The organism is Bradyrhizobium sp., from assembly GCF_049519115.1.
Classification (GTDB): Bacteria; Pseudomonadota; Alphaproteobacteria; order Rhizobiales; family Xanthobacteraceae; genus Bradyrhizobium.
Window position 1 is genome coordinate 41,135 of sequence record NZ_JBEKRB010000047.1, and the last position, 22,721, is coordinate 63,855.

Annotated in this window: 25 protein-coding genes; 11 read left to right on the forward strand and 14 right to left on the reverse strand. The window is 59.0% G+C overall.

The window, feature by feature from the left end; genetic code table 11:
* Positions 1-28: 28 nt before the first annotated feature.
* Positions 29-1,498 (reverse strand): dihydropyrimidinase, encoded by a 1,470-nt coding sequence (gene hydA, locus ABSE61_RS27970; protein ID WP_423874390.1) that lies wholly within the window; start codon positions 1,496-1,498, stop codon positions 29-31.
* A gap of 116 nt (positions 1,499-1,614) precedes the next feature.
* On the opposite strand from hydA, the gene ABSE61_RS27975 reads away from it, so the two are divergent.
* Positions 1,615-2,277 carry an aspartate/glutamate racemase family protein gene (locus ABSE61_RS27975; protein ID WP_423874391.1) on the forward strand — a complete coding sequence of 221 codons (663 nt, stop codon included), beginning with the start codon at positions 1,615-1,617 and terminating at the stop codon, positions 2,275-2,277.
* Between the two features lie 12 nt (positions 2,278-2,289).
* Here the strand turns inward: ABSE61_RS27975 and ABSE61_RS27980 are convergent, their stop codons facing one another.
* On the reverse strand, positions 2,290-2,946 hold the full coding sequence (locus ABSE61_RS27980) for a flavin reductase family protein (RefSeq protein WP_423874415.1): 657 nt from the start codon (positions 2,944-2,946) through the stop codon (positions 2,290-2,292).
* Between the two features lie 9 nt (positions 2,947-2,955).
* Positions 2,956-3,888: an N-carbamoyl-D-amino-acid hydrolase gene (locus tag ABSE61_RS27985; RefSeq protein WP_423874392.1), complete on the reverse strand. Its 933-nt coding sequence runs from the start codon at positions 3,886-3,888 to the stop codon at positions 2,956-2,958.
* Positions 3,889-4,289: 401 nt separating this feature from the next.
* On the opposite strand from ABSE61_RS27985, the gene ABSE61_RS27990 reads away from it, so the two are divergent.
* Together ABSE61_RS27990 and ABSE61_RS27995 are read left to right on the forward strand one after the other, a co-directional pair.
* Positions 4,290-5,939 (forward strand): NAD-dependent malic enzyme, encoded by a 1,650-nt coding sequence (locus tag ABSE61_RS27990; RefSeq protein ID WP_423874393.1) that lies wholly within the window; start codon positions 4,290-4,292, stop codon positions 5,937-5,939.
* A 264-nt stretch (positions 5,940-6,203) separates the two neighbouring features.
* Positions 6,204-7,910 (forward strand): methyl-accepting chemotaxis protein, encoded by a 1,707-nt coding sequence (locus ABSE61_RS27995; protein ID WP_423874394.1) that lies wholly within the window; start codon positions 6,204-6,206, stop codon positions 7,908-7,910.
* A 24-nt stretch (positions 7,911-7,934) separates the two neighbouring features.
* On the opposite strand, the gene ABSE61_RS28000 is transcribed toward ABSE61_RS27995, so the two are convergent.
* The 3 genes from ABSE61_RS28000 to ABSE61_RS28010 are packed head-to-tail and all read right to left on the reverse strand — an operon-like array spanning position 7,935 to position 10,811.
* Complete coding sequence (locus ABSE61_RS28000; protein WP_423874395.1) at positions 7,935-8,612, reverse strand: class II aldolase/adducin family protein; 678 nt, start codon at positions 8,610-8,612, stop codon at positions 7,935-7,937.
* A 10-nt stretch (positions 8,613-8,622) separates the two neighbouring features.
* Positions 8,623-9,894, reverse strand: a complete 1,272-nt coding sequence (locus ABSE61_RS28005; protein WP_423874396.1) for an MFS transporter — start codon at positions 9,892-9,894, stop codon at positions 8,623-8,625.
* 38 nt (positions 9,895-9,932) lie between these two features.
* Positions 9,933-10,811 carry a polysaccharide deacetylase family protein gene (locus ABSE61_RS28010; RefSeq protein ID WP_423874397.1) on the reverse strand — a complete coding sequence of 293 codons (879 nt, stop codon included), beginning with the start codon at positions 10,809-10,811 and terminating at the stop codon, positions 9,933-9,935.
* Positions 10,812-11,123: 312 nt separating this feature from the next.
* On the opposite strand from ABSE61_RS28010, the gene ABSE61_RS28015 reads away from it, so the two are divergent.
* Together ABSE61_RS28015 and ABSE61_RS28020 are read left to right on the forward strand one after the other, a co-directional pair.
* Positions 11,124-11,852: a phosphoribosyltransferase gene (locus ABSE61_RS28015; RefSeq protein ID WP_423874398.1), complete on the forward strand. Its 729-nt coding sequence runs from the start codon at positions 11,124-11,126 to the stop codon at positions 11,850-11,852.
* Between the two features lie 23 nt (positions 11,853-11,875).
* Positions 11,876-12,205: a Rieske (2Fe-2S) protein gene (locus tag ABSE61_RS28020; protein WP_423874399.1), complete on the forward strand. Its 330-nt coding sequence runs from the start codon at positions 11,876-11,878 to the stop codon at positions 12,203-12,205.
* 21 nt (positions 12,206-12,226) lie between these two features.
* On the opposite strand, the gene ABSE61_RS28025 is transcribed toward ABSE61_RS28020, so the two are convergent.
* The 6 genes from ABSE61_RS28025 to ABSE61_RS28050 form a co-directional block, all read right to left on the reverse strand.
* On the reverse strand, positions 12,227-13,219 hold the full coding sequence (locus ABSE61_RS28025; RefSeq protein ID WP_423874400.1) for an N-acetylmuramoyl-L-alanine amidase family protein: 993 nt from the start codon (positions 13,217-13,219) through the stop codon (positions 12,227-12,229).
* 46 nt (positions 13,220-13,265) lie between these two features.
* Positions 13,266-14,384 carry a hypothetical protein gene (locus ABSE61_RS28030; RefSeq protein ID WP_423874401.1) on the reverse strand — a complete coding sequence of 373 codons (1,119 nt, stop codon included), beginning with the start codon at positions 14,382-14,384 and terminating at the stop codon, positions 13,266-13,268.
* Between the two features lie 242 nt (positions 14,385-14,626).
* Positions 14,627-16,327 (reverse strand): methyl-accepting chemotaxis protein, encoded by a 1,701-nt coding sequence (locus ABSE61_RS28035; protein ID WP_423874402.1) that lies wholly within the window; start codon positions 16,325-16,327, stop codon positions 14,627-14,629.
* A 414-nt stretch (positions 16,328-16,741) separates the two neighbouring features.
* Entirely contained in the window at positions 16,742-16,888 is a 147-nt protein-coding gene (locus ABSE61_RS28040; RefSeq protein ID WP_423874403.1) for a hypothetical protein, read from the reverse strand.
* A 365-nt stretch (positions 16,889-17,253) separates the two neighbouring features.
* The gene (locus ABSE61_RS28045) at positions 17,254-17,658 is read right to left on the reverse strand and encodes an H-NS histone family protein (RefSeq protein WP_423874404.1); all 405 of its coding nucleotides are present in this window, start codon (positions 17,656-17,658) and stop codon (positions 17,254-17,256) included.
* A gap of 4 nt (positions 17,659-17,662) precedes the next feature.
* Complete coding sequence (locus ABSE61_RS28050) at positions 17,663-18,160, reverse strand: hypothetical protein (protein ID WP_423874405.1); 498 nt, start codon at positions 18,158-18,160, stop codon at positions 17,663-17,665.
* Between the two features lie 712 nt (positions 18,161-18,872).
* Between ABSE61_RS28050 and ABSE61_RS28055 the strand changes: the two genes are divergently transcribed.
* The 4 genes from ABSE61_RS28055 to ABSE61_RS28070 all read left to right on the forward strand — a co-directional run bounded on the left by ABSE61_RS28055 (position 18,873) and on the right by ABSE61_RS28070 (position 20,889).
* The gene (locus ABSE61_RS28055) at positions 18,873-19,043 is read left to right on the forward strand and encodes a hypothetical protein (protein WP_423874406.1); all 171 of its coding nucleotides are present in this window, start codon (positions 18,873-18,875) and stop codon (positions 19,041-19,043) included.
* Between the two features lie 721 nt (positions 19,044-19,764).
* Entirely contained in the window at positions 19,765-20,052 is a 288-nt protein-coding gene (locus tag ABSE61_RS28060; protein WP_423874407.1) for a hypothetical protein, read from the forward strand.
* A 196-nt stretch (positions 20,053-20,248) separates the two neighbouring features.
* Positions 20,249-20,470, forward strand: coding sequence for a hypothetical protein (locus tag ABSE61_RS28065; RefSeq protein ID WP_423874408.1), 222 nt, complete (start codon positions 20,249-20,251; stop codon positions 20,468-20,470).
* 8 nt (positions 20,471-20,478) lie between these two features.
* Complete coding sequence (locus ABSE61_RS28070) at positions 20,479-20,889, forward strand: hypothetical protein (RefSeq protein ID WP_423874409.1); 411 nt, start codon at positions 20,479-20,481, stop codon at positions 20,887-20,889.
* 173 nt (positions 20,890-21,062) lie between these two features.
* On the opposite strand, the gene ABSE61_RS28075 is transcribed toward ABSE61_RS28070, so the two are convergent.
* Positions 21,063-21,269, reverse strand: a complete 207-nt coding sequence (locus tag ABSE61_RS28075) for a cold-shock protein (RefSeq protein WP_423874410.1) — start codon at positions 21,267-21,269, stop codon at positions 21,063-21,065.
* A gap of 519 nt (positions 21,270-21,788) precedes the next feature.
* On the opposite strand from ABSE61_RS28075, the gene ABSE61_RS28080 reads away from it, so the two are divergent.
* Together ABSE61_RS28080 and ABSE61_RS28085 are read left to right on the forward strand one after the other, a co-directional pair.
* Complete coding sequence (locus tag ABSE61_RS28080; protein WP_423874411.1) at positions 21,789-22,166, forward strand: VanZ family protein; 378 nt, start codon at positions 21,789-21,791, stop codon at positions 22,164-22,166.
* 116 nt (positions 22,167-22,282) lie between these two features.
* The gene (locus tag ABSE61_RS28085) at positions 22,283-22,426 is read left to right on the forward strand and encodes a hypothetical protein (RefSeq protein ID WP_423874412.1); all 144 of its coding nucleotides are present in this window, start codon (positions 22,283-22,285) and stop codon (positions 22,424-22,426) included.
* Between the two features lie 14 nt (positions 22,427-22,440).
* Here ABSE61_RS28085 and ABSE61_RS28090 read toward each other — a convergent pair.
* The coding region (locus ABSE61_RS28090; RefSeq protein WP_423874413.1) for a hypothetical protein at positions 22,441-22,721 on the reverse strand (281 nt) is incomplete at its 5' end.

Genomic DNA, 22,721 nt, shown 5'->3' on the forward strand with positions numbered 1-22,721 from the left:
GCCTCCGTGCCTGAAATTCGATTGCCTCTCACAGCAATGTCGCGCCGAAATTCGTTTTCGGATCCATGTCCGCAACAAGCCGGCCCGTAGGTTTTGCGGCTTCGCCGCCGGAACGCGCGAGGAAACGGCCCGACCCGGGATCGGCGATCCGCTTGCCGTCGGCGACGACCACCCGCCCGCGCGACAACACCGTGACCGGCCAACCGCGCAAGGTGCGGCCAGTATAGGGCGTGTAACCCGTGAGGTCGTGCATCATCGCATCCGACAGTGTGACCTCGCGCGAGGGATCCCAGATCGCGATATCGGCATCGGCGCCGATCGCAATCGAACCCTTGCGTGGATGCAGGTTGTAGATTTTTGCCGGCGCCGTGGCGGTCAGTTCGACGAATTTTTCCAGGCCCAGACGGCCCTTCGACACCATCGCGTCGAACAACAGCGGCAGCCTCACTTCAAGCCCCGGCAGGCCATTGGCCACCTGCTTGAAATTAGGATTGGGACCGGCGCGCAACTTGCCGTTTTCGTCGAAACGGTAGGGCGCATGATCCGACGAGACGGTCTGGAGATCGCCGAGCGACAGTGCCTGCCACAGCGCTTCCTGGTCGGCGACAGTGCGCGGCGGCGGGCTACACATCCATTTCGCGCCTTCGGCGCCCGGCTTGTCCAGATCTTCGGCGGTGAGAAAAAGATATTGCGGGCAGGTTTCGGCGAAGACCTTCAGGCCCTCGCCGCGCGCTTGGCGGATCACCCTGGCGCCTTCGGCGGTCGAGACATGAAAGATCATGATCGGCTGATCGACCAGTGCGGCCATGCCGATCAAACGGTTGAACGCGTCGGCTTCGGAGAAGCGCGCATGACTGATCGAATGATATTTCGGATGGGTATAGCCACGGGCCAAAAGTCGTTTCACCATCCAGGCGATGATGCCGTGGTTCTCGGCATGGGCGCACAGCATAGCGCCGGATTCGCGCGCCGCGACCAGAATATCGAGCAAGGGTTCGTCATCGATCTTCAGCCGATCGTAAGTCATGAAGATCTTGATCGAGGCATGCCCCTCCTTGACCAACGCCGGAATATCGTGGGCCAGCGTCTCCACCGTCGGGTCGGCGATAATCATGTGGAAGGCGTAGTCGATCACCGCGCCTTTTCGAGCGAGCGCGTGATAGTCGCTCACCACCTCCAGCAAATGCATGCCGACATGCTGGGCCGCAAAGGAAATGACACTCGTCGTGCCGCCGAAAGCCGCCGAAGTGGTCGCGCTTTCAAAGGTGTCGGCGTTCATGATTCCCGCAGCCGACAACTGCTCGATATGGGCGTGGCTGTCGACGCCGCCGGGCAGCACCAGTTTGCCGCGGGCATCGATCTCGCGCCGGCCGGCCGGCAGGTTACTGCCGATGGCGGCGATGGTTTCGCCGGTGATGCCTACATCGGCCTCGAACACGTCGGATACGGTCGCCACGCGTCCGCCGCGGATCACGAGGTCATAGGCGGGTTCGGCCATGAAATTCTCCGAGAATAACAACGGCCATCGAGACAAAGCCGCGTTCGAAACTTTTGCAAACTATGTTAATAGCTGCAAGGCATAGCTAAGTTGCAAGGAAGAGCCAAGGAATTGAGATGTCCCGCCCGCGCATCCTCGTGATCAACCCCAATTCCAACGTTGCCGTGACCAAGGGGCTGGAACAAGCGCTCAAACCGCTCGATTTCGCCGACGGACCGGAAATCGTCTGCACCACGCTCACCGAGGGCCCCTTCGGTATCGAAAGCCAGGCCGACGTCGACAGCGTGGCGATGCCGCTGCGGCGATTGATCGAAAGCGACAACAGCGCTTCGGCTTTCGTCATTGCCTGTTACAGCGACCCCGGCCTGCATGTCTGCCGGGAGGGAACCGACCGACCGGTGTTCGGCATCGCCGAATGCGGTGTGTTGACCGCGATGACGCGCGCCGAAACGTTCGGTGTCATCGCGATCGCGCAACGCTCGATCCGCCGGCATATCCGCTATCTCCGCCAGATGGGATTGATGGATCGGCTGGCCGGCGAACGGCCGCTGAATATGAGCGTCGCCGAGACCGCCTCCGGCGAGGGGACGCTCGCGAAAATGATCGAGGTCGGGCGCGCCCTGAAAGAGCAGGATGGCGCCGGCGCCATCGTCATGGGCTGTGCCGGCATGGCCCGTCTGCGCCGCGGCCTGGAAGACGCGCTCGGGATTCCCGTGATCGACCCCACGCAAGCCGCCACCGCGATGGCGCTGGGAACGGTTCAGCTTTCGCGCAACTAGCTCTCTTTAGGCTCACTCTTTGGGCTCGTTACCGTCAGTCAGAATACGCGCGGCCCATTGCGAATGTGTCTCGCGATCCATCGCAAAAGGCTCGCGCTGATAGCTATAGAGATTGCCGAATAGCCTTCCGATCGGCCGGTAAGCGGCGAAATCGACATGCATGCTTTCGGTGTCGAGCAGACCCTCGCGCGCATGGACGCGCAGGACTTCGCCGACCAGAAGTTCGCGGCCCGGGCCGAAGGCCAGCGAAACGTTGCGCTTGCATTCCAGCGCGAATGGCGCGGCTGCGAGGCGCGGCACCTTGACGTCGACCGACGGCAACGTGGCAAGCCCGAGCGCGCTGACCTCGCTTTCGCCGGAAGGAAAATCGACCGCGCAATCATTCATGGCTTTGGCTAAAGCTTCGTCCACCATTTGGACCACGAATTCGCCATCGCGCTGAATATTGCGCGTGGTGTCCTTGGGCGTGCGGTCGGGCTTGTGCTGTAGTCCCAGCACGATCAGCGGCGGCTCTTCGGAGAAGACGTTGAAGAAACTGAACGGCGCGGCGTTGACGGCGCCATTGACGTCGAGCGTCGTCACCAGCGCAATCGGCCGCGGCACCACGACGGCGCACAACAGCTTGTAGCGATCATGCCGGGATAAATCGCTGAGCAGAAGCCCTGACATCTGAAGCAATCAAGCTTCCGGCGGCGGCACGGCGCCGACGCGGCTCGTGATCAAGCCGTAGTGTTCGATGCGGCGATGACGGGCGAAATCGAAAATGGTCTTCTTGCCGAAGACGGTGGCGTCGAGATCGCACGGATGGACCAGGAGTTCGTCATCTTCGGTTTTCGCTTCGGCGACGATCTCGCCATTGGGATCGACAATCAGGCTGCCGCCGATCAGCGGAAAGCCGTCCTCGACGCCGGCCTTGGCGACGGCTACGACCCATGTCGCATTCTGGTAGGCGCCGGATTGAACCGACAGACGATTGTGAAACAACCGCTTCTCCGGACCTTCGTCGCTCTTCTGCGAATTGACCGAGGGCGTATTGTAACCGAGGGCGACCATCTCGACGCCTTGCAGGCCCATCACGCGATAGGTCTCGGGCCAGCGCCGGTCATTGCAGATCGCCATGCCGAAAATACCGCCCATGTTGCGCCACACCGGAAAGCCGGTATCGCCAGGCTCGAAATAACGCTTCTCCAGGTGTTGGAAGGCGCGTTCCGGATCGAATTCCGAATGGCCCGGAAGATGCGTCTTGCGGTACTTGCCGACGATTTTTCCCGACTTGTCGGTAAGGATGCAGGTGTTGAAATGATGCCCGTCCGGCGTCAGCTCGGCATAACCGAAACTCATCGCCATGCCATATTCGGCGGCCCGGGAAAACAGCGGCATCGTCGCCGCATTCGGCATCTCGCGCTCGAACCAGGCGTCGACCTCGGCCTGATCCTCCATGTACCAGCGCGGGAAAAACGTCGTCAGCGCCAGTTCCGGGTAGATGATCAGGTCGGCCCCGCGCGCCCTGGCCTCGTCCATCAGCGCAATCATGCGCGGAATGACGGTTTGACGGCTCTCGGCACGTTGAATGGGACCCATCTGAGCGGCGGCGACATTGATGACACGCATGGACAAGCTTTTCCGTTGCTTTTATCTCGCGCTGCAATGATCAAAAATCGAGCACATTTTTGCAGCGCATATCACAAGTCATAGGATCGTTTCATCGGGAGTCAATTCGGTTCGCGGCATAAACGTCTCACCTCATGGCAGCTCTGACATGTCAGGTGACTTGGCGGTTCACTTGCCAGCCATATCCAACCGGCATCATCGGCTTGTGATCCGGCGTGTCGCAACCGGCCATGTTGCTTTCGACGGCAAATTCTGGTCAATGCAGAATAATTGCAGAAGAGGGCCGTTTGGTCTCTTCTTCAGAACGGCCGCCTTTCGTTTCGAACGGGATGGCAAGGGCCAGAGTTGAGACCAGAAGCTAAAAAGACAAGAAGCCAAAAAGAAACGAGAGAGGAAACATCATGATCGCGCCAGTCCGGGCAACTCCCAATTCGCAAACCATCGACCCGCCGCGCGGCCTGGCGCTGTTGCGCGATCCGCTCCTTAACAGGGGCACGGCGTTCACGGAGACCGAGAGGGATGAACTTGGCCTGCGCGGCTTTTTGCCGGCCCACGTGCTTTCAATGGAAGAGCAGGTGGCGCGGGTTTTGATCAACCTGCGCAGCCTCCCCAACGATCTCGAAAAATACATCGCGCTGAATTCGCTGCATGACCGCAACGAGGCGCTGTTCTTTCGCGTCGTTTGCGACAACATCGATGAAATCCAGCCGCTGATCTATACGCCCACCGTGGGCCTCGCCTGTCAGCGCTTCGGCCTGATCTTCCAGCGGCCGCGCGGCATGTTCATCGGCGCCAACGATCGCGGGCGTATCGCCGAGCTGCTCGGCAACTGGCCTTATCAGGCCAAGCTGATCGTCGTCACCGACGGCGAACGAATCCTGGGCCTTGGCGATCTTGGCGCCCACGGCATGGGCATTCCGGTCGGCAAGCTTTCGCTTTATTCCGCCTGCGCCGGCATCCATCCGGAAAATTGCCTGCCGATCATGCTCGATGTCGGCACCAACAACCAGGATCTCCTGAACGACCGCTATTATATCGGCCTGCGCCAGAAGCGCCTGAGCGGACAGGCCTTTGATGACTTCGTCGATGAATTCGTCACGGCGTCGCGCGAAGCCTTCCCGGGTGTGCTGATCCAGTTTGAGGATTTCGCCAATCATTCCGCGTTCCGCCTGCTCCACAAGTACCGCGACGATATTCCGGTTTTCAATGACGACATCCAGGGTACGGCCGCGGTCGCGCTGGCCGGGTTGTTCTCCGCGCTGCGTGTCGGCGGCGGCAAGCTTTCCGACCAGCGGATCCTGTTTCTGGGCGCCGGCGAAGCCGCCACCGGCATTGCGGACCTCATCGTCTCGGCGATGATGGCCGAGGGCCTTTCTGAGCGTGATGCCATCAATCGCAACTGGCTGGTGGATTCGCGCGGTTTGGTCGTCAAAGGCCGCGCCGGTCTCACCGATCACAAATTGCGCTACGCGCACGAGCATGCGCCGCTCGACGATTTCCTGACCGCCATCCGCACACTCCGGCCCACCGCCATCATCGGCGTAGCGGCGGTCGGCGGCGCCTTCACGCCGGAAGTGCTCAAGGCCATGGCCGAGATCAACGACCGGCCGATCGTGTTTGCGCTCTCTAATCCGACCTCGAAGGCCGAATGCTCGGCCGAGGAAGCCTATCGCTACACCGAAGGCCGGGCGCTGTTTGCCTGCGGCAGCCCCTACGATCCGGTGCAACTCGACGGCAAGACCTTCGTGCCGCGCCAGGGCAACAATTCCTACATCTTCCCCGGCGTCGGGCTCGGTGCGGTCGCAAGCGGCTCAAAGCTCGTGACCGACGAGATGTTCATGGCCGCCGCGCACACGCTGGCCTATCTCGTGACGCCAGAAGATATCGAGCAGGGCAGCCTCTATCCGTCGCTCCCGCGCATTCGTGAGGTTTCGGCTCACATCGCAGAAGCCGTCGCCGAGGTCGCCTATAAACGCGGGCTTGCAACTGCGCCGAAGCCGAACGACCTGATGGCCTTCATCGAATCGCAAATGTACAACCCGCTTTACTGAAGAAGCGCATGCGCGGTGGACTCGATGTGTGCCGCGCCTTACAGCGGCTGTTCCGCTCGTCGTCAAACCAACGACTTAGCCGCCTGCGCAGGGTTATTTTGTCGGTCCGGGGCACTCATCCGGCCGGCAGCGATCTGTGGCTCATCCGCACACCGTAAGACTACCTAACGGGGATCTCCTTAACCCGGGGGTTACCATCCCCTGACACAACGAAAGGTGTTAATGCGCGAACGACCGCGCCGCCTGAATCTTCTGGAGCAATAAATGCACTTTCTTGGCCGCTTCCGTGTCCTCCCGAAAATCCTGGCAATTGTTCTCCTTCTTGCCGCGCTGATGGGCGGCGGTTCGTTTGTCGCTATTCGGGCGCTTTCGTCACAAAACTCGAACGCCGAGATCATGGCGCTCGCCGCCAAGCGATCGCTCTTCGCCGCCCGGGCCAATCAAAGCCTTATTGCCACGAACCGCGCCGAGTACCGGAGCGCGCTCGATCCGAGCGATTCCAATCGTCAGGCCGATCAGAAGGTCATTGAAGAACAAATGGCCTCGTTTCGTCAGCGCCTCGAAGAGGTCAGGAAGACTCCGGACCAGCAAGCTCAGGCTATGCTGCCGGCCGTGCAGGACGCCTTTTCTGCTTACGAGAAGAGCCTGAAGGCAACCATGTCCGCGGTTGAGACAGCCTCCTCCGAGAAAATAACCACTTCCGCGCAAGCTCTGCTTGCTACCGTGATGAAGAGCCGCGCTATCGCCGACGATCTTCAGGGCAAGATCAAGAAAGTCGCAGATCGGCTCGATGAACGGGTCAACGAGTTTGAGAAGCGGACATCCGAAGAATACGCCTCGACATCGGAAACGCTGATCATTGGCGCCGCGGCCAGCGTTCTGATCGGGATACTTCTCGGCGTTCTGATCGGCCAATATGGCATAGCGCGACCGATCCGCTCTATGGTTGCGCTGCTTCAGCAACTCGCTTCAGGCGATTACGGCGCCGACGTGCACGGCCTCGATCGGCACGATGAACTGGGCGATGTGGCGAAGACCGCGCTCGTTTTCAAGGAAAACGGTATTGCCAAGATCCGCATGGAAGCGGAGCAAAAGGAAATCGAGGCCCGCCAGGCGGCGCAACGGCGATCCGACATGCTCAAGCTCGCCGATGGCTTCGAGGCCGCCGTAGGCGAGATCATCGAGGTCGTATCGTCGGCATCGACCGAACTCGAAGCTTCCGCCACGTCGCTGACCGCGACCGCAGAACGTAGTCAGCATATGGCGACGACGGTTGCTGCGGCGTCCGAAGAGGCCGCAACCAACGTTCAATCTGTCGCCGCGGCGACGGAAGAACTGTCCTCCTCGGTCAACGAGATCAGCCGCCAGGTGCAGGAATCCGCCGGCAGGGCCAGCACGGCCGTGAGCCAGGCGCGCTCCACGACGTCACAGGTGAGCGAGCTCTCGAAAGCCGCCGCGCGCATCGGCGACGTGGTCGAGCTGATCAACACCATTGCCGGGCAGACCAACCTACTCGCGTTGAACGCCACGATCGAGGCCGCGCGCGCCGGCCAGGCCGGCCGCGGATTTGCCGTCGTCGCTTCCGAAGTCAAGGCACTTGCCGAACAAACAGCCAAGGCGACCGGCGAGATCGGCGCGCAGATCTCCGGTATTCAGTCGGCTACCCGGGAATCGGTCGACGCCATCAAGGAAATATCGATCAGCATCGAATCGCTGTCCGAGATCTCGTCGGCCATCGCTTCCGCCGTCGAAGAGCAGGGCGCGGCGACGCAGGAGATTTCCCGCAACGTTCAGCAGGCCGCCCAAGGAACGCAGCAGGTGTCCTCCAACGTCATCGACGTTCAGCGCGGCGCAACCGAAACCGGCACGGCATCGTCGCAAGTCTTGTCATCGGCCCAGCAGCTATCGCGCGAAAGCAACCGCTTGCGGTTCGAGGTCGGCAAATTTCTGGAAACGGTACGGGCGGCCTAAGGGCGGGATAACCGGGAGTTCCGGCTAACCGCCTTCCGGATCGCCGTCGGTCAGATAGTCCCACATCCGCTCCCGGATGCGCCCGGCCCAGGTGGCGCGGCTCTTGGTGTCCTCGTCGTTCATGATGCCGACGTCATCCATTCCGGCGGACAGGAACTCGAGTTCGACGCGGGCGGCGTCCTCGGCATACCAGGTCAGGACGATTGCTTCCTCGATACTCGATCCGGCCGTGACCAGCCCGTTTCCGCGCATGAAGATCGCGCCGGCATTTCCCAGCGTCGCGGCCACCCGGTCGGTCAGTTCGTCCGATCGCAGCAGCTTGGGATCATCCCACAGCGGCGGCTGCGGCGCGAAATAGGTGCCGTAGCCGTAGCGGGCCTTCGGTGTCCGGCGCATCGCGCCAAGCGTCATGGCTTTTGGCGGGGTCGAGCGCACCACGCCCTGCACGTCGGGACGGCGGCGATAGATATCGCGATGAATGCGCACCTCGCCGAGAACGCCTTCCGGCAGCGGCCCGTGCACCGAGACCACCGCGCACTCCTCGCCCGCGGTCACCCTGCCGAGCGGACGCGGCGGCGAGACAAGGAACGTGTCCGCATCGACCCGTGCGCTGCAATGGCCATAGGCGTGAACCATGCCGTGCCGCGCGAGTGCGCGACCGGCCATACGAACGTGACGAGCAAGTTCTTTCAGATCAGACATTCCTCAAACCTCAGTGTGACATAGTAACCGGACGCGCCACCGGCGCGCGCCCCGGCGAAGCTGCGCCGAGCGGCGCCGACATCGTCGATGAATCGAACAGGAAACAGATCAGCGCGGAGAAAAGCGGCAGGCCCACGATCTGGATTTCGGCCGCCGTTTGCCAGCCGAGGTTACTCGCCAGAAGGCCGAGAATATAACCGGAGACCGCGCCCGCGCCGTAAAATGCCGTCACGAACAGGCCCGCGGCGCGTCCAGCGAGCGGAAGCTGCACCGCCTTGGTGAAATAGGTCGCGACATTGACGAACAAAGTACCACCGCCCACCGCGCCCCACACGATCTGTGCCGCGGCCAGCGCCACAAACCCGGTAATGGCGTGGAACAGCAAGTAGCCGATGATCGACGCAATAAAGAACGCGACGCTGAGCAGCGCCTTCGCGGAAAAACGGTCGCCCAGCCAGCCGCCGCCGATCGAGGTCAGTCCGCCGATGCCAAAACAGCTCATCAGCGTGGCAGCGTCACCCGGAGTGAACTTGAGGCTTTCGCGCAAGTAAGTCGGATAGAGACCGAAGTAAGACTGCAATGTCAGCCCCCACAGGATCGCCAGCACGATCAGCACGAAAACGTTGCGGTTGAACAACGTCCCGCTGACGTTCTTGTCGGCCTCGGTCGCCGTGTCGGAAATCAACTCGCTGAACCAGGGGCGCACGAAAGTGTAGATCGCGATGATCGCGACGCCGCCAAGCAGCCCGTAGCCGACCATCGGTGCACGCCAGGTCTGGTAGTTCGTCAGGAGATAGCCGGCCAGCAGCGGCCCGACGATGGCGCCGATTCCATAGGTGAAGCTCAAGGCGCCGACCGCCGAGGAGCGATAGCTGGTGAAATAGTTCGACGCGATCGCGATCAGCGCCGTGATCTGCATCGCTTCCCCAATACCGGTTGCGGCACGATAGAACAACATGTCGGCAAAGCCATGGGCGATGACGGTGATGCTGGTGCCGACCGAGAAGATGAAAATGCCGAGCGACACCACGAAGCGGCGCGTGAACCGCGCAAGCAGCCAGCCGGTCGGAATGCCCGCAACCGCCATACCCAAGGTGAAGATGGTTGATAGTAAACCACCCGCCGCCAGATCGAAGCCGTATTCTTTACGGACCTCCGGCAAGATCAGCGGAAACACCTGACGGTCCATCGCGTTCATCGCGTAGGACGCGAGCAGCACCCCGAACATCATGACCCCGGTCGTGAGGTTTCTCCCGCCGCGGCCGGCATTTGCCCCTGACATTTCATTACTCCCCGTTGTTTTATTGTTTTGTCGTATTGTTAGTCCGCTGCCGGCGGCCCTCCGGTCGCTGCCAGATACCAATCATGAACGGCTCCCGCCGTCATGAAGGCCGTTCCGCTTTTTGACGCCATGTGTGCGAACGTCTCGCGCAACAGCGCAATCCGGTGCGGAACACCCATGATGAATGGATGCACCACCATCGCCATCACGCGAGCGTTGATCTCGCCCTCGGCGTAGAGCTCCTCGAACTGGGCGATCGTCCGCGCTTTGTATTCGGCCGCAGGGTGATGCTGCGTCAGGATGATCGGAATATCGTTGATTTCCTGGGTGAAGGGCATGCTGAGTAGCGGACGGGTTTTCGTCTTCAGCCAGGTCGGCTGATCGTCGTGCACCCAATCGCACACATAGGAGAAACCCTCTTCGGCGAGGACGTCCGGCGTATTCCACGTCTCCGCAAGACCAGGACCGACCCAGCCTCGCGGCGGCTGACCGGTGAACTGCGCGATGACGTCGCGTGTCTTGCGGATGTCGGCGCGCTCATCCTCGACTTTTTGCAGGTTCTTCTGGGTGTAGCCGTGCGCGATGAACTCCCATCCACGCTCGCGCGCGGCTTCCGCAATCGGCGCGTAGGTTTTGACCGCGACGCCGTTGATGGCCATCGAGGCCTTGACGCCGAATTTGTCGAGCGTATCTGTGAGGCGCCAGAAGCCGACGCGATTGCCGTATTCATGCCAGGTCCAGTTTGGAATGTCCGGCGTCGGGACCCCGCCGGCCGGCGGTGTATTCACCGTTCGCGGCATCGGCGAATTGATGTCCCATTCCTCGATGGAGACCAGCACCCAGACCGCAATGCGCTTGCCATCCGGCAATGCGAGTTTTGGCCGGCGTGTGATCGGCGAATACGGAATACGCTCCATCGGCAACATAACAGCAGACCCTCTCACGACGCGTATAGACCCGGCGCGGCGCGCCTGGGCAAGGTGCGGGCTCGATGTTGCGCCGGCCGGATTGCCGGCGGCGTGCAACGAGTATCTATTTGTGACAAGGTCGTAACGCGTTAGGCAAGCGCTATTGCGGACGGGCCGCTATGACCGAGTGACGCTGAAATTCAACCGAAAGGTTGGCGAAGGCAACGGCTCACGTCTTGCACGATAGCGCCGCCGACACGCGCAAATGCACCACCGGTTTTATGACAGAAATTGAGCGCCTCTAATGATGTGGCACCAGGCATGACGACGGCGAGCGAAAACTATACCGAGCCCACGACCGGCTATTGGCAGGAGCTGACGCCGAAAATTCCCGCTCGCTTCTCGGCGTCGCCGCCCTATCGTTTCGGCTACCCTGTCGATCTGCCATGCGGCCGCATCCTCGTCCTGCCGCTGCGCCAATTACCCGACGGCCATCGCGCCGTCGCTTCTCTCATTGCCAACCAGGCTTCAAACACCGTCGTCGCAGCGCTGGCAGATCACATGGCGACGCAGGCGCGCGCGCTCGACGTAGAAGTCGTCGTCGGATTGCCGACGCTCGGCCTCGCCTTTGCCTCGCTGGTGGCCGAACGGCTCGGACAGCCGCGCTACGTGCCGCTCGGCTATTCGCGCAAGTTCTGGTACGACGACGCGCTTTCCGAACCGGTCACCTCGATCACTAGCCCGGAGGCCGGCAAACTTCTGCGGCTCGACCCGAACCTGCTTCCGCTGATCAAAGGCCGGCGGGTGGTGCTGGTCGACGATGCGATCTCAACCGGCACGACTGCGGTCGCTTCTATGCGTCTACTGCAAAAAGTCGGTGCGGACGTTGCCGGCATCGTCGTCGCCATGAAGCAGACCAACCGCTGGGAGGCCGCGGTGGCCGCATTGTCTGCGCCGCTTGCCATTCGCGCGGTATTTGGCTGTCCACTCTTCCAGCGCAGCGACGCCGGCTGGCTGCCCGTCGGCGAGACTCAGCCCAGCGTTCCCTAAAACTGGCGGGCGGAATTATATCGATGAAGGCTGAGAATTGGGTCGCGATCTGTCCGGCAAGTCGTTTGGCATCGCAGACGATTATTTCCGTGCGGCTCGACGCGATGGATTTTTTGCTCATTCGCGAAGGCGATCAGGTTTTTGCCTGCGAACGGGCCTGCCCGCACGAACAAGCCGACCTGAGCCTCGGTCATGTCGCTAACGGCCGATTATTTTGCCCGCGCCATCTTGCCTCGTTTGATCTTCATGACGGCAATATTTCTGCCGGATGGGCAAGCAAGCCGCTGCGGATATTTCCTGCGCGAATAAAAGACGAACAGATCTGGATCGATACTGCAGCCATGGCAACGTAGAGGTAGAGCATCCCCGCGCCATCAGGGCGGACCGGAAACGGATTCCCGGGGATGGCAGAATTCCTTGGCCGCCGCGACGACCGCACCGCTGACGATATCTCGGTACTCGTCCGAGGCCATCTTGAGCTCCTCGTCTCGGTTGATGATGGAGCCAGCCTCCAACAGGACAGCAGGCATGCCGGTCTTTCTCAGGACCACGAGTTCATCGTGGCTATAGACACCGGTTTCCTTATCCAGCAGCGGGTACTGGTATCGCCCCATGATGGCCTGGGTGTATTGCTGGGCATATTGCAGGCCTTGGGCCTTCATTTCCTTGGCCAGCAATTCGGCGAAGGCGAGGCTCGTCTTAAATTCCGGATTGTCGTGGGAGACGAAAACCGAATAGCCGCTGAAGCGGTCGCTGAAATGGCTTTTCTTGCCTTCGAATTCCCAATCCTCCAGCAATGTGTTGGGCACGGAGTCGTGGTGGATCGACAAGAAGAGATCCGCGTTCAGATCGTTGGCAGCAGCGACGCGTTTGAAGAGGCTTGGCCTCGCTTTGCCTCCGGTCAGGAGCAACCGGGTCTCGGCAAACCCGTCCGCCTTCAATTTTTGCTCTATTCGCTGCGCAAGGCGCAGGTTGAACGCAAATTCCGGGACATTGCGCGCGCTGGTCGCGCCTTCTGATTCCGCCGTATGTCCGACATCCAGCACGATCCGGAATTTCGAACGACCGCAAACCGAAGCCGCCGGTTTCAACCCATTCAGGTTGGCCGGCCCGAGCGCCGCAAGCTTGACATGATGGGGCTTTTGCGGCGCGGCGTGCTTGACCACAGAAGCCGCCTTTCGCGAGGCGACGTGATGCTTGTTCGATTTTCCGTCTTTCGAAGACCCCTTGAATATATCAGACAGCCAGCCGGCCGCTCTGGCCTCGATCGGCAAAAGCACCAATGCGACTATTACCGCGATGGCGGCACGGCGGCGAGGCCGACTGTCGAAGGGCGAGCGGACGAATGTTTGACCTGATGACAGCAATTCCTGCTCTCCCCAGAATGATCCCCTCGCACGTCAAGATATACCCTTACCGCGCCTTGATCTCCTCAAATCTCGCAAGCGCCTGTTCAAATTTGGCATTGAATAGCCACATCGAATCGAGAATTTCGCGGAAGTTCGCGGAAGTTCTGGCCCTGTCGGCATGTCCAAAGGCGAAGATACTGTTGTTTCGCAGAAATCCCATGATCTTCGGGTCTGAAATTCTGTAGTTGAGCAGATTATCCGACACGAGTGCGGACCTGGTCGGCGTCGGAATAATCTGGATAAGCTCAAACAGCTTCATTTGATCGATCGGATTTGGCAGCGTTTTCGCGATCGCGGTTACTTGCGGGAAGAGATCGGCATGCGCGTTCATCAGCGCATCCCGCACCGCAGTCCAATGGTTGAGCCGATGATCCAGATTTCCGACCCGTGCTTCTTCCTTGTCGTCGCGCTGGCTCAGCGCCGGATCACGGGTTGCAATCGACGCTTTTATCGCGGCCCACTTCCTCTGACCGTCTTGATCTTCGGAAAGGCCGGTTTGAAAACTTCCCTTGTACTTGTTCGAGCGCGCGTTCCCTGCATTTTGATTGCCATTTGTCTCGGCAAAAAACAGCCCGAGGCTGATACGGGCCGCCGCTTCGGCATTCGTCCCATCAAGTCCCTTGGCTCGCGCAATCGCCATTGCCAGCTCGACAACGTCCTTGAATGGCGTGTCTGACTTTTGCGCGTTGACCGGCGGCGCATCCATAAGATCGAAAAGAGCTTTGTACTCATCGAGCAGCCGCTCATTGTCGGCGTCAAAATATGCCGGAGGGATTTCAAATTTATTGGGCCTTCCGATTTTGGACGGAAGAGCTTCGGTGAGGTCTTTGTACGCGCTCATCATGTTGTTGCGCGCAAGGTAGAGTGCCTGTCCCGGCAAGTTCGGCAATTCCCGATTCGAATTGATCTGGGCACGCCGCTGCCCGAGGGCCGATTCGAAATTTTTTAACGAGGCGTTGTAGGCGTTGAGCGCATCCGATTGCTGCCTTGTCAGTGCGGACGGCTGACCCACTGCAGGAGACGTGAAGCCGAAAGTGCCGACGGTTGGCAAAGCCAGAGACGCAAAGAAGAGTCCCAGCGCAAGAGCTACCGAGGGCACAGCGCCGCAGCTTTTAATCCCCATGGCAGGGTCCCAATGCCTAAGGCGTGATCCGGAAAAGTGCGAAGCGGTTTTCCTCGCGACAAACGCCGAAGGCGTTTGCGCGGAGATCATGCCTATTCAAAGAACTAAAGCGCAATGATGATTCAAGCAAATCTCATCGCGCTTGAGGCTTCGCAGGACACGGGTCGCTGGACCGTAAACAACGAACACGTCGCTCCGGTCGGACGGACCGAATTCTCCGACACGGTGAATCAGAATGATCGCTACGCCGCTCGGACTGTCGTCAGAAAACTTTCGACCTCTTGCTTTAGGCGTTCGGACTGTTTTCCGAGTTCACCCGCGGAACTCAGGACCAGTTCGGCAGCGGCTCCGACCTCGCCTGATGCCTTGGTCACGCCAGAAATGTTTTGCATAACCCCCTGCGTCCCCTGGGCTGCCTCCTGCACGCTGTGGGCGATTTCCCTGGTCGATCCACGCTGCTGCTCGACCGCTGAAGCAATTTTTGTCGAGATTTCGTCGATCTGGCCGATCGTGGCGCCAATCTCGCGAATGGCTTCGGCCGTTGTTCCGGTAGCGTTGCGGATCGACTCGATCTGATCGGCAATCTCTTCTGTTGCCTTGGCGGTCTGTGTCGACAGCGCCTTCACTTCGTTTGCCACCACGGCAAAGCCCCTGCCCGCGTCGCCGGCTCGCGCTGCCTCGATGGTCGCATTCAAGGCCAGAAGATTGGTCTGAGCGGCAATGTTTTGAATGAGGCCCATCACCTCACCGATTTTCTGTGTTGCCGCGAGCAAGCCTTCCACCATTGTATTAGTGCGATCGGCCTGAGCAACCGCGCTTTGCGCGATCGATGCCGATTGGTCAATCTGACGGGAGATTTCCTGGCTGGATTTCGACAGTTCCTCGGCCGCGGCAGCTACGGTCTGCACATTTCCAGTGGTCTGTTGTGCAGCTGAGGCGACGGTCGTGCTCCGTCGCGTCGTCTCCATTGCAATTGACGACAGCGACTGCGCCGAGCGCTGCATTTCGGCAGCCGATGAAGCCGCGCCGGCGACAATCGTGCCGACACTCTTTTCGAACACGCTCGCGATCTGGTTCATGGCGACCTTGCGCTCCCCAACGGCGCGAGCCGTCGTCTCCTCGCGCTCGGCACGGAGGCGTTCGGCGTCGATCAATCGATCCTTGAAGACAGACAGGCTGCGCGCAATGTGGCCAATCTCGTTGCGATGCTCGACGAACGGAACCTCGACGTTCAAGTCGCCTTTGGCCAGATCATCCATGGCGCCACATATTTTGCCAAGCGGACGAACCAGGCCGCGGCCAAGGATGAATGCGGCCATTCCGGCGATGAGCAAGCCGCCCAATCCTCCCACAGCGATCCAGGTCGCCCGGGCGAACACCACCGCGTCAACATCGTCGGTATAGGCGCCGGCCTGGATGGCGAGCATCTGGTCGCCCTCACCATACGCTCCCGCATAGGTCAGTTTCGGCAACTCCGGACCACCCGTCGCTTTCGGCACCTCGTATTCGAGGAAGCCACCGCCGGCACGCGCTTTGCCAATGATACCTTGTATCAGCAGCTGACCCTTGTGATCCCTGTAATCCCAGCGATTGACATTGATGTATTTAGGGTTGGCATGCACGTAGGTAACACCGGCATTCTTGCTCCCTGCATCGTAGATTCCAAGATAGTCGCCGGATTGGCCCCAGCGCATCGCGCCGATCGCATCAAAGGCAAGATGCCGTGCGTCCTCCGGAGAAATCTTGCCGGCTTTGGCTTTCTCATCATAGTTCAGGAGAATCTTTTTCGCGGCCTGGACCATATCGAACACCTTGGTTCGACGCTCCTCAAAGACGGTATCGCGAAGAACCATCACCTGGGCAAAAAGCGCAGCAACGAAGACGATGGTTAGAACCGCGATGATCAAGCCAAACCGTTGGTAGACACTCAGGTGTCGCATCATGGGCCCTTGTGATATTAGCGATTCTGACGGTACCTCTTTACGGTTAAACGGTTAACCCAATATTGAAAAACCAGTCGATGCAGCTAGCAGTAGAGTTCCGAGCGACCAGTTCGGCGCTTCCGGTGAGTGAGGCGGCAGCGGCGCGACGGGTCCACGGCGACTTCAGCGTGCGCTACGGATGGTAGAACCGTCTGCCAATAGATTCTAGAGCTTGCCGAAATGGAAATTGGGCGCTCTCGCCTGGCCGAGAATAGATGACCTTGGCCAAGCTGGCGGAGGGAGAGCAACTGGTCTCGAACTCTCTCCACGTAGCCCAGAGTAATAGGTGGGGTCCGGCGAGCCCTGGGGGGTCAAAGGTCACACTCCGCGTTTCTGGACTATCCCGCTCCTACCGAGCTCGGATCGATCGATGGCTCAAGTTTCGGGATATTCCTTGTCGTCCGCGGCGACAACCAACTCAGATTGAGCGATTTGAGCTTTAAGATGCTCAATTTCTGACTGGGTTTGCCCTTCATCCAGTGAACAAATTTGGAATGGTTGCGACAACGGTGGCGGCACCATCGACTTTCCTAGTCACGGACGGCAGTCGGAATTTAGCAGTCAGTTCGGAGCCGTCATGTCGGCCTAAGTTGGCAAGAGACCGATGAACGTATATTGATCGTCATCAATTGCCGGACGGCCGGTTCCTATGTGCAGTGGTGAACGGACCTGCCGTTGGAATTGCGTTAGCCAACTCGCTTCCACGGTTTGGGGGTGTCAAATGACAGGCCGATTGACGATCGTAAAAGAACGACGAAAAGCTTCGCGGAGAGGACGCGCTTCGTTTCTGTACGAAGCGGAACTAATATCCAAGCGGCTCGCTGCTCTTGATCGAATGTTGTCGGCCTTAAGGGGCGAACCTCAGATTACTGGTCGGAATAAAAGACCTAGGTTCGGCCTTGCGCGCGTTTCGAGTTAGGTCCGCCGTCCGATCGCCGCGCGTTAGAACCCGACTGAATCCGCGAATCGTCGAGCTTCCTCCCCGACCTAAGCAGCTCAGTCACCCAGCCTGGTTGCCTCCCGCGGCCCGCCCAGGTCTCAGCAGGATCGGCGGGATTTCGATACTTGGGGAACACCCGCGGGTAAGGCCGTCGTTCGCGCCAAGGGGCCTCGCTTGGCAGACTGTTTGACCGGAGCTGCCGCAGCCGCTTTTCAAGCTCGGTTTTTTCCGCAACTAGTTTGCTCTTGAGAAGAGAACTGATTTCCAAACGCAGAGCCCATAGCTCGTCGAGGGACATCGAATTAAAATCATTACGCTTCATCGTTTCAACTCTGCTTGGTTTCACCGTCATCGTATTACATGGGGTGATCGTCGGGTGGGGTGCTGCGTTGCACCTTCAAGCCGCCCTGCATAGGGGAATCTGGCTTTTCCGGCGGGTGTTTCAATGACACTTTTGGGTTTAATTTGTCGCCTTCGGAATGATAACCAGGCAAAAAAACCGCTGAAGCTGGAACCTTTTTCGTCCGCACGAAGCCCAGTTCTTTTCGCCCCTTCAGTAGCGGACCAGCTTCGCTTCTTGCCCGATTCTTTGAACATAGCGTTTTGCCAACGCTGGCGTGATTGGTTTGCAGGGATTCGGCGGCTTCCGAGAAGCTGTTCGTCGGGCCGGATCGCGGCCGATCAAGGTGACGAGCCAGCTCTAAGAAGCCGCGCATGGCGTCCGCCATCAACTCCGGGTCGGCAACCAGCCGTTCGCCGTAGCGCTTCATTATCTGTTTCTCGGCCTCGAAGGGACGCTCGAGCTGCAATTGGTCAATCAAGCCGAACGAGGCCGCCTTCGCCTTCTCGTCCATCGGTGCCGCCCTCTCAGGTTATGAGCGCGGGACCGAAGCCCCCTATCCGGTCGACGAAACCATATTCCCAAGCCGCGACATATTCTTGAAACAGGAAAGGCTCTAGCTTCGAGTTGACGACCAAAAACGGGGTTCGGTCATGTGTGTACTTATCGAAAACTTTTACCGCGATTATTGCTTGTCGGAAGTACGAGTTGTCGTACTGAGTGTCGGCATGAAGCACAGCGAAATCATCGCCTGGGCAATGGGGTTGCTTGTCGGTATCGGTTTGACGGCCGCCGGGGTGACTGCTCTGTTAGAGGGCTTGTAACGCAGGAAAGCGCACGGCCGGCGCGGCCGGGGGAAGATAGCTTACCGACCGTGCAGGCCGGGCCTGGAAGCCACGACCCAAAAAACAATAGGGCTTGGAAGAACTCGTTCCATTGAATGTGAACTAGTTCACATTCAATCAGCGGCGCGTCTGCTAGCCTCGCGATGCTGAGGATTAGAGGGCTCAGTAACAGGCGCCGGCGGGACACGATATTTCGAGCCCGACGGCGTAGCTTTTTGTGCGTGCCCGAGCCACCGGGTCTGGAAAGTCCAAAAGTGGATAGACCGGCCCGCCGCGTTGCCCTCTGCTAGCCCATATTTCACGAAGTCGCGGGTGTCACTGAGGCGCTGAACCAGTTTGCCACTCTGAGGGCCCGACCTACATAGCTGATAGAGAGTTGCCATGAACAACGTCACCAAGGTGATGCCAGCAGAGTCGGCGATCAGCAAAGGGGCATTATTGCAGCAGCTTTTCAAGATCGGCTTTTTGGCTGCAGTTACCGTCGCGACGATCGGCTGGGTGTCAGCCTTCGGCTGGGTCATCGTCAGGATAGTAAGCTGGCTGTTGGCCTAGTTCAGATCATCCGACGATCCGAGCCATCTCAACTATCCCGCAGCCCAACATGATCCAGATTGCAAAATTGACTTCGATCGCGACCAGCATCGCGCTGCTCCCAATTTCTAAATTTCGTTGTTCCACCAAGCCCTCAAAGGAACGAAAGTTCCAGCTTATGATTCAGGCAAATCACAGGTTGTGCACCGCACATTGGTAGCCAGTGGCCACCATCTTTCCCTTCAGTCCGCAGAGTTCTGCGACCGCGATGAAGAGGTTTTGGAACGGATAGGCGTCTTCGAAGTAAAACTCCGAGCTACCTGCAGATAACGGGTGACCTCCCGGAACGCGACCAAGGCCTTGGCGCGAAGTCCCTCAATCAAATTGACGGGCGCCGCGTTGATAGCGGTCTCAAGCGGTCGCATTTCCTCGCAGATCGGAAAAAGCTCAACGTCTGCCACACGGGCGCTTGAGCGCCCGCAACTATCCACGAATGCCGCTGCAATCTCTGGAGGGTGCTCGTAGTTCCGGTCTGCCAGATCGCCGAATCCCCGATCATGCTCGGCGTGGGCTTTCGCCAACGAGGCTGATCAACGCCGGTGAAGGCGCAATATCGATCAACCAGCGGCTCCAATCGAGCGCCGAGTGCGATCAGTTCGGCGTCAGCGTTTGATGGGCTTAAACGCCCCCTCCTTTGTGTGTTCCAAAAGTTTTCGAACGTCCTGAGATTGCGGGAATCCTTATGACGATCTGGAACGAATTCAGCGGTTACGATGCGGTCTCAAAAGATCGGCGCCTGTTGTTGATCACTCAAAGAACGGGCACGGCCGACGCGCTGGACATGGATATCCCTGACGTTGTCGTCGGGCAGTGGAACAAATACCTTTGGGGGTTTGCCATTGCCAACGGGCCAAACGAAACGCCCTCTGGCGGAAAGTTGAATGTAAGATACTGGGCGGAGCTACCCGAACTGCCGCTAGTAACGCTTCGCGGTCTAGATGGAATGCAAACGGTGACCCCCAACCCCTAACGGCTTCCTCCGCTCCCGATCGGCGGAATCATGCGGATGCGATAACAGAAGATCACCTTCGGCGAAATGCGGAGTCTGTCGTTCGCGGCGCCGATTTCCGACCCAACTTTGCCCTGGCGAAAAAGGGAACTGAGGCTGCGGTACAAAGTTTGCTTGGGTGATTATCGGTGGGCTAGGCAATAGCAGGAGTCTCTCCATGTCGACCCAGATTGTGATGGACCGTACGGGTGACCGGCGACACGAATTCGATCCGCGGGACGCTCGCGAGCTAGCTGACGCCGAAAAGCGTTTTAAGGAGTTGACCGGACTTGGATTTACGGCAGCTGAGCGAACGACGGCTGGTGAGACCATGAAGGTCACTTCTTTCGATCCCACCGCCCAGGAAACCGTGTTTTTCCCTCGCCTTGTAGGCGGTTGAACGAGCCTATGGACTTCCTGCTCCGAATTTGGCGCGGGTCGGGCGACCCGCCTCGGTTCCGTGCGATCCGCCAGCTTTATCGTATTGTCAGGAAGCACAATTTTCCTGAAGCCCGTGGTCGGCGTCTTTTACGACGCTGGCTATCAGCCGAGCAGTTGGCGCAATTTGATGCACGTAACTTTTTCGATGTTATCGGCGGCCACACGGCCAAGCGGTATCGCATCTACTACGCGAACGTGGCGAACGTAGAAGAACTCGACAAAGTCGGCCGTCCGATGGTGTGCTTCTGTTTCATACCAAAAGGCGATCTGGTGCCCGGCGATGTCATGTTGGCTCAAAAGATAGCTCTGGAAACAGACGAGCTAGCTGCGCTCGCAGTGGCAAACAGATTTGCGCCGCAGCCGCAACGTCCGACCTGACGTGGTCATCCGAAAACCCCTCGACCTCCCTCCCGCTGTCGCCCGCGCCTTCGTCAAGGATATGAAGGCGTTCTTCGCTGCTAAGGATGATCGATACAAACAAGAGGAAATAGCTGCGAGGCAATTGCATGCCTTGGGGCAACATCACCGCGCGAGAAAGCAAGGTCGGGATCTCACTTCTCCTTTAGATTTTCAGCGCTGTCTTTGCCTTTGTTCTGGACCACGTCGAATGACACCTTGTCGCCCTCGTTGAGGCTGCTCAGGCCGGCCCTCTCGATGGCCGAGATATGAACAAACACGTCCTTGCCTCCGCCGCCGTCGGGTTGGATGAAACCATAGCCTTTTTGCGAGTTGAACCACTTCACTGTGCATGTAGCCACGTCCGCCACTCCCTATTGAACCCACCGCCTATTGGAGCGGCGAACGGCCAGACCAGCAAGGAAAAAGCCGCCGAGATGGTGGCCCGGCGCCTTCGTCAAGGACACGGCCGCCTACTTCATCGGGAACGGTCTTTTTGTTTAGTCAGTTCCGGAATTAACCCGCAGCGGCAGCATTCAGCTTAACAGGCGACTTTTGTTGCGGGTCGGCTCTGAAGAATAGACGCTTCGATATGAGCGACAAAAACCACGATCGGGCGGTAAGATACCGGCGACTAGCTCTCGCCGAACCAGACAAGGCTAAAGCGGCCCTCTTGCAGAAGATCGCCGACGAAGCCGAGCGTGGAGTGCTGTGCACGGTCGATCGGAAACAGCCTGTCCCGGAAGTCTTGAGCGGCAAACCGAATTCAAATTAGTGGCGGATTTCGCGGTGAAGCGTTCGCTAATATGCCTGGGAGAACGCCTTCGGGCGGTCTTTTTGTTTGACGGTCACCTGCCTATCGCGGCGAGATCAGGTCGGGTATGACATTCGCGATGCATCACAAACTCGTAAGCCTCGCTGCGTGGGCTCTCCTCGCCTTCATCGTGTATGCGACAATCTCACCGATCCTAGACAGGCCGCGGTTGCCCACATCGGTCAGTCTTGAACGTTTCGGAGCGTTTTTGGTTCTCGGCGCGCTATTTTGCTTAGCTTATCCTCGGCAGGCGGTGCTCGTGTGCCTAATCGTTATTGGCAGCGCCGTACTGCTTGAGTTTGCACAGTTACTGACGCCTGATCGCCATGGCCGAGTTCAGGATGCGATTGAGAAAATGGTGGGTGGCGCTGTGGGCATCGTTGCGGGCAAAGCAATTCTTCGTTTCGGGCAAGCAAGACAGTGGTTCTCGCGCGGCAACAATTAGCAACTCCAGCAAATTCGCCGAGTGGCGCACGCAACCCGACGCCCCTACCAGCCACATCCGCTGGCCCCAACGGCAGTAAGATATGCATGTATTGCTGGAATATGGGCGACGACGGCATGCCGAGAGCCTGGTTCATCGATGTCGACGAGGAAAAACGTGACGACGAGATCGCCTACTTGCGAAATTCGATTTATCTTCGCGATGTTGATCTTTTGACGCAAACCATCACTGCGCTGGATCGCTTCTCTGTCCGCGGCTAAAGGCTTGCGCCCGGCTATACTATCGAATATCCGGACTTTGCGTTTCCGAAGTTACTTAGTTGCCCGTGAAGTATTCGGAAGTGGTTGATTGATCGCTGCGATTTGATGCGGACAAGTATTAGATTTTGCAGGAAAGCCGGGGCTGGGACCCGGTTTTCTTGCATTTTTGGATTCCGGATTTTGGTGTTTTGTGATTCTTTTGACGGCGGATTCGCTGTCGGAGGAAAGCCTTGAGCCAGCCGCGCGACGATCGTCAGGACGATTTTTTTCGGACGTCTCTGGAGGCGATTATCAA

Coding starts and splice junctions, on each gene's coding strand:
- hydA (WP_423874390.1), bottom strand. CDS start 1,498: ATGGCCGAACCCGCCTATGACCTCGTGATCCGCGGCGGACGCGTGGCG.
- ABSE61_RS27975 (WP_423874391.1), top strand. CDS start 1,615: ATGTCCCGCCCGCGCATCCTCGTGATCAACCCCAATTCCAACGTTGCC.
- ABSE61_RS27980 (WP_423874415.1), bottom strand. CDS start 2,946: ATGTCAGGGCTTCTGCTCAGCGATTTATCCCGGCATGATCGCTACAAG.
- ABSE61_RS27985 (WP_423874392.1), bottom strand. CDS start 3,888: ATGCGTGTCATCAATGTCGCCGCCGCTCAGATGGGTCCCATTCAACGT.
- ABSE61_RS27990 (WP_423874393.1), top strand. CDS start 4,290: ATGATCGCGCCAGTCCGGGCAACTCCCAATTCGCAAACCATCGACCCG.
- ABSE61_RS27995 (WP_423874394.1), top strand. CDS start 6,204: ATGCACTTTCTTGGCCGCTTCCGTGTCCTCCCGAAAATCCTGGCAATT.
- ABSE61_RS28000 (WP_423874395.1), bottom strand. CDS start 8,612: ATGTCTGATCTGAAAGAACTTGCTCGTCACGTTCGTATGGCCGGTCGC.
- ABSE61_RS28005 (WP_423874396.1), bottom strand. CDS start 9,894: ATGTCAGGGGCAAATGCCGGCCGCGGCGGGAGAAACCTCACGACCGGG.
- ABSE61_RS28010 (WP_423874397.1), bottom strand. CDS start 10,811: ATGGAGCGTATTCCGTATTCGCCGATCACACGCCGGCCAAAACTCGCA.
- ABSE61_RS28015 (WP_423874398.1), top strand. CDS start 11,124: ATGACGACGGCGAGCGAAAACTATACCGAGCCCACGACCGGCTATTGG.
- ABSE61_RS28020 (WP_423874399.1), top strand. CDS start 11,876: ATGAAGGCTGAGAATTGGGTCGCGATCTGTCCGGCAAGTCGTTTGGCA.
- ABSE61_RS28030 (WP_423874401.1), bottom strand. CDS start 14,384: ATGGGGATTAAAAGCTGCGGCGCTGTGCCCTCGGTAGCTCTTGCGCTG.
- ABSE61_RS28035 (WP_423874402.1), bottom strand. CDS start 16,327: ATGATGCGACACCTGAGTGTCTACCAACGGTTTGGCTTGATCATCGCG.
- ABSE61_RS28040 (WP_423874403.1), bottom strand. CDS start 16,888: ATGGTGCCGCCACCGTTGTCGCAACCATTCCAAATTTGTTCACTGGAT.
- ABSE61_RS28045 (WP_423874404.1), bottom strand. CDS start 17,658: ATGACGGTGAAACCAAGCAGAGTTGAAACGATGAAGCGTAATGATTTT.
- ABSE61_RS28050 (WP_423874405.1), bottom strand. CDS start 18,160: ATGGACGAGAAGGCGAAGGCGGCCTCGTTCGGCTTGATTGACCAATTG.
- ABSE61_RS28055 (WP_423874406.1), top strand. CDS start 18,873: ATGAACAACGTCACCAAGGTGATGCCAGCAGAGTCGGCGATCAGCAAA.
- ABSE61_RS28060 (WP_423874407.1), top strand. CDS start 19,765: ATGACGATCTGGAACGAATTCAGCGGTTACGATGCGGTCTCAAAAGAT.
- ABSE61_RS28065 (WP_423874408.1), top strand. CDS start 20,249: ATGTCGACCCAGATTGTGATGGACCGTACGGGTGACCGGCGACACGAA.
- ABSE61_RS28070 (WP_423874409.1), top strand. CDS start 20,479: ATGGACTTCCTGCTCCGAATTTGGCGCGGGTCGGGCGACCCGCCTCGG.
- ABSE61_RS28080 (WP_423874411.1), top strand. CDS start 21,789: ATGACATTCGCGATGCATCACAAACTCGTAAGCCTCGCTGCGTGGGCT.
- ABSE61_RS28085 (WP_423874412.1), top strand. CDS start 22,283: ATGCCGAGAGCCTGGTTCATCGATGTCGACGAGGAAAAACGTGACGAC.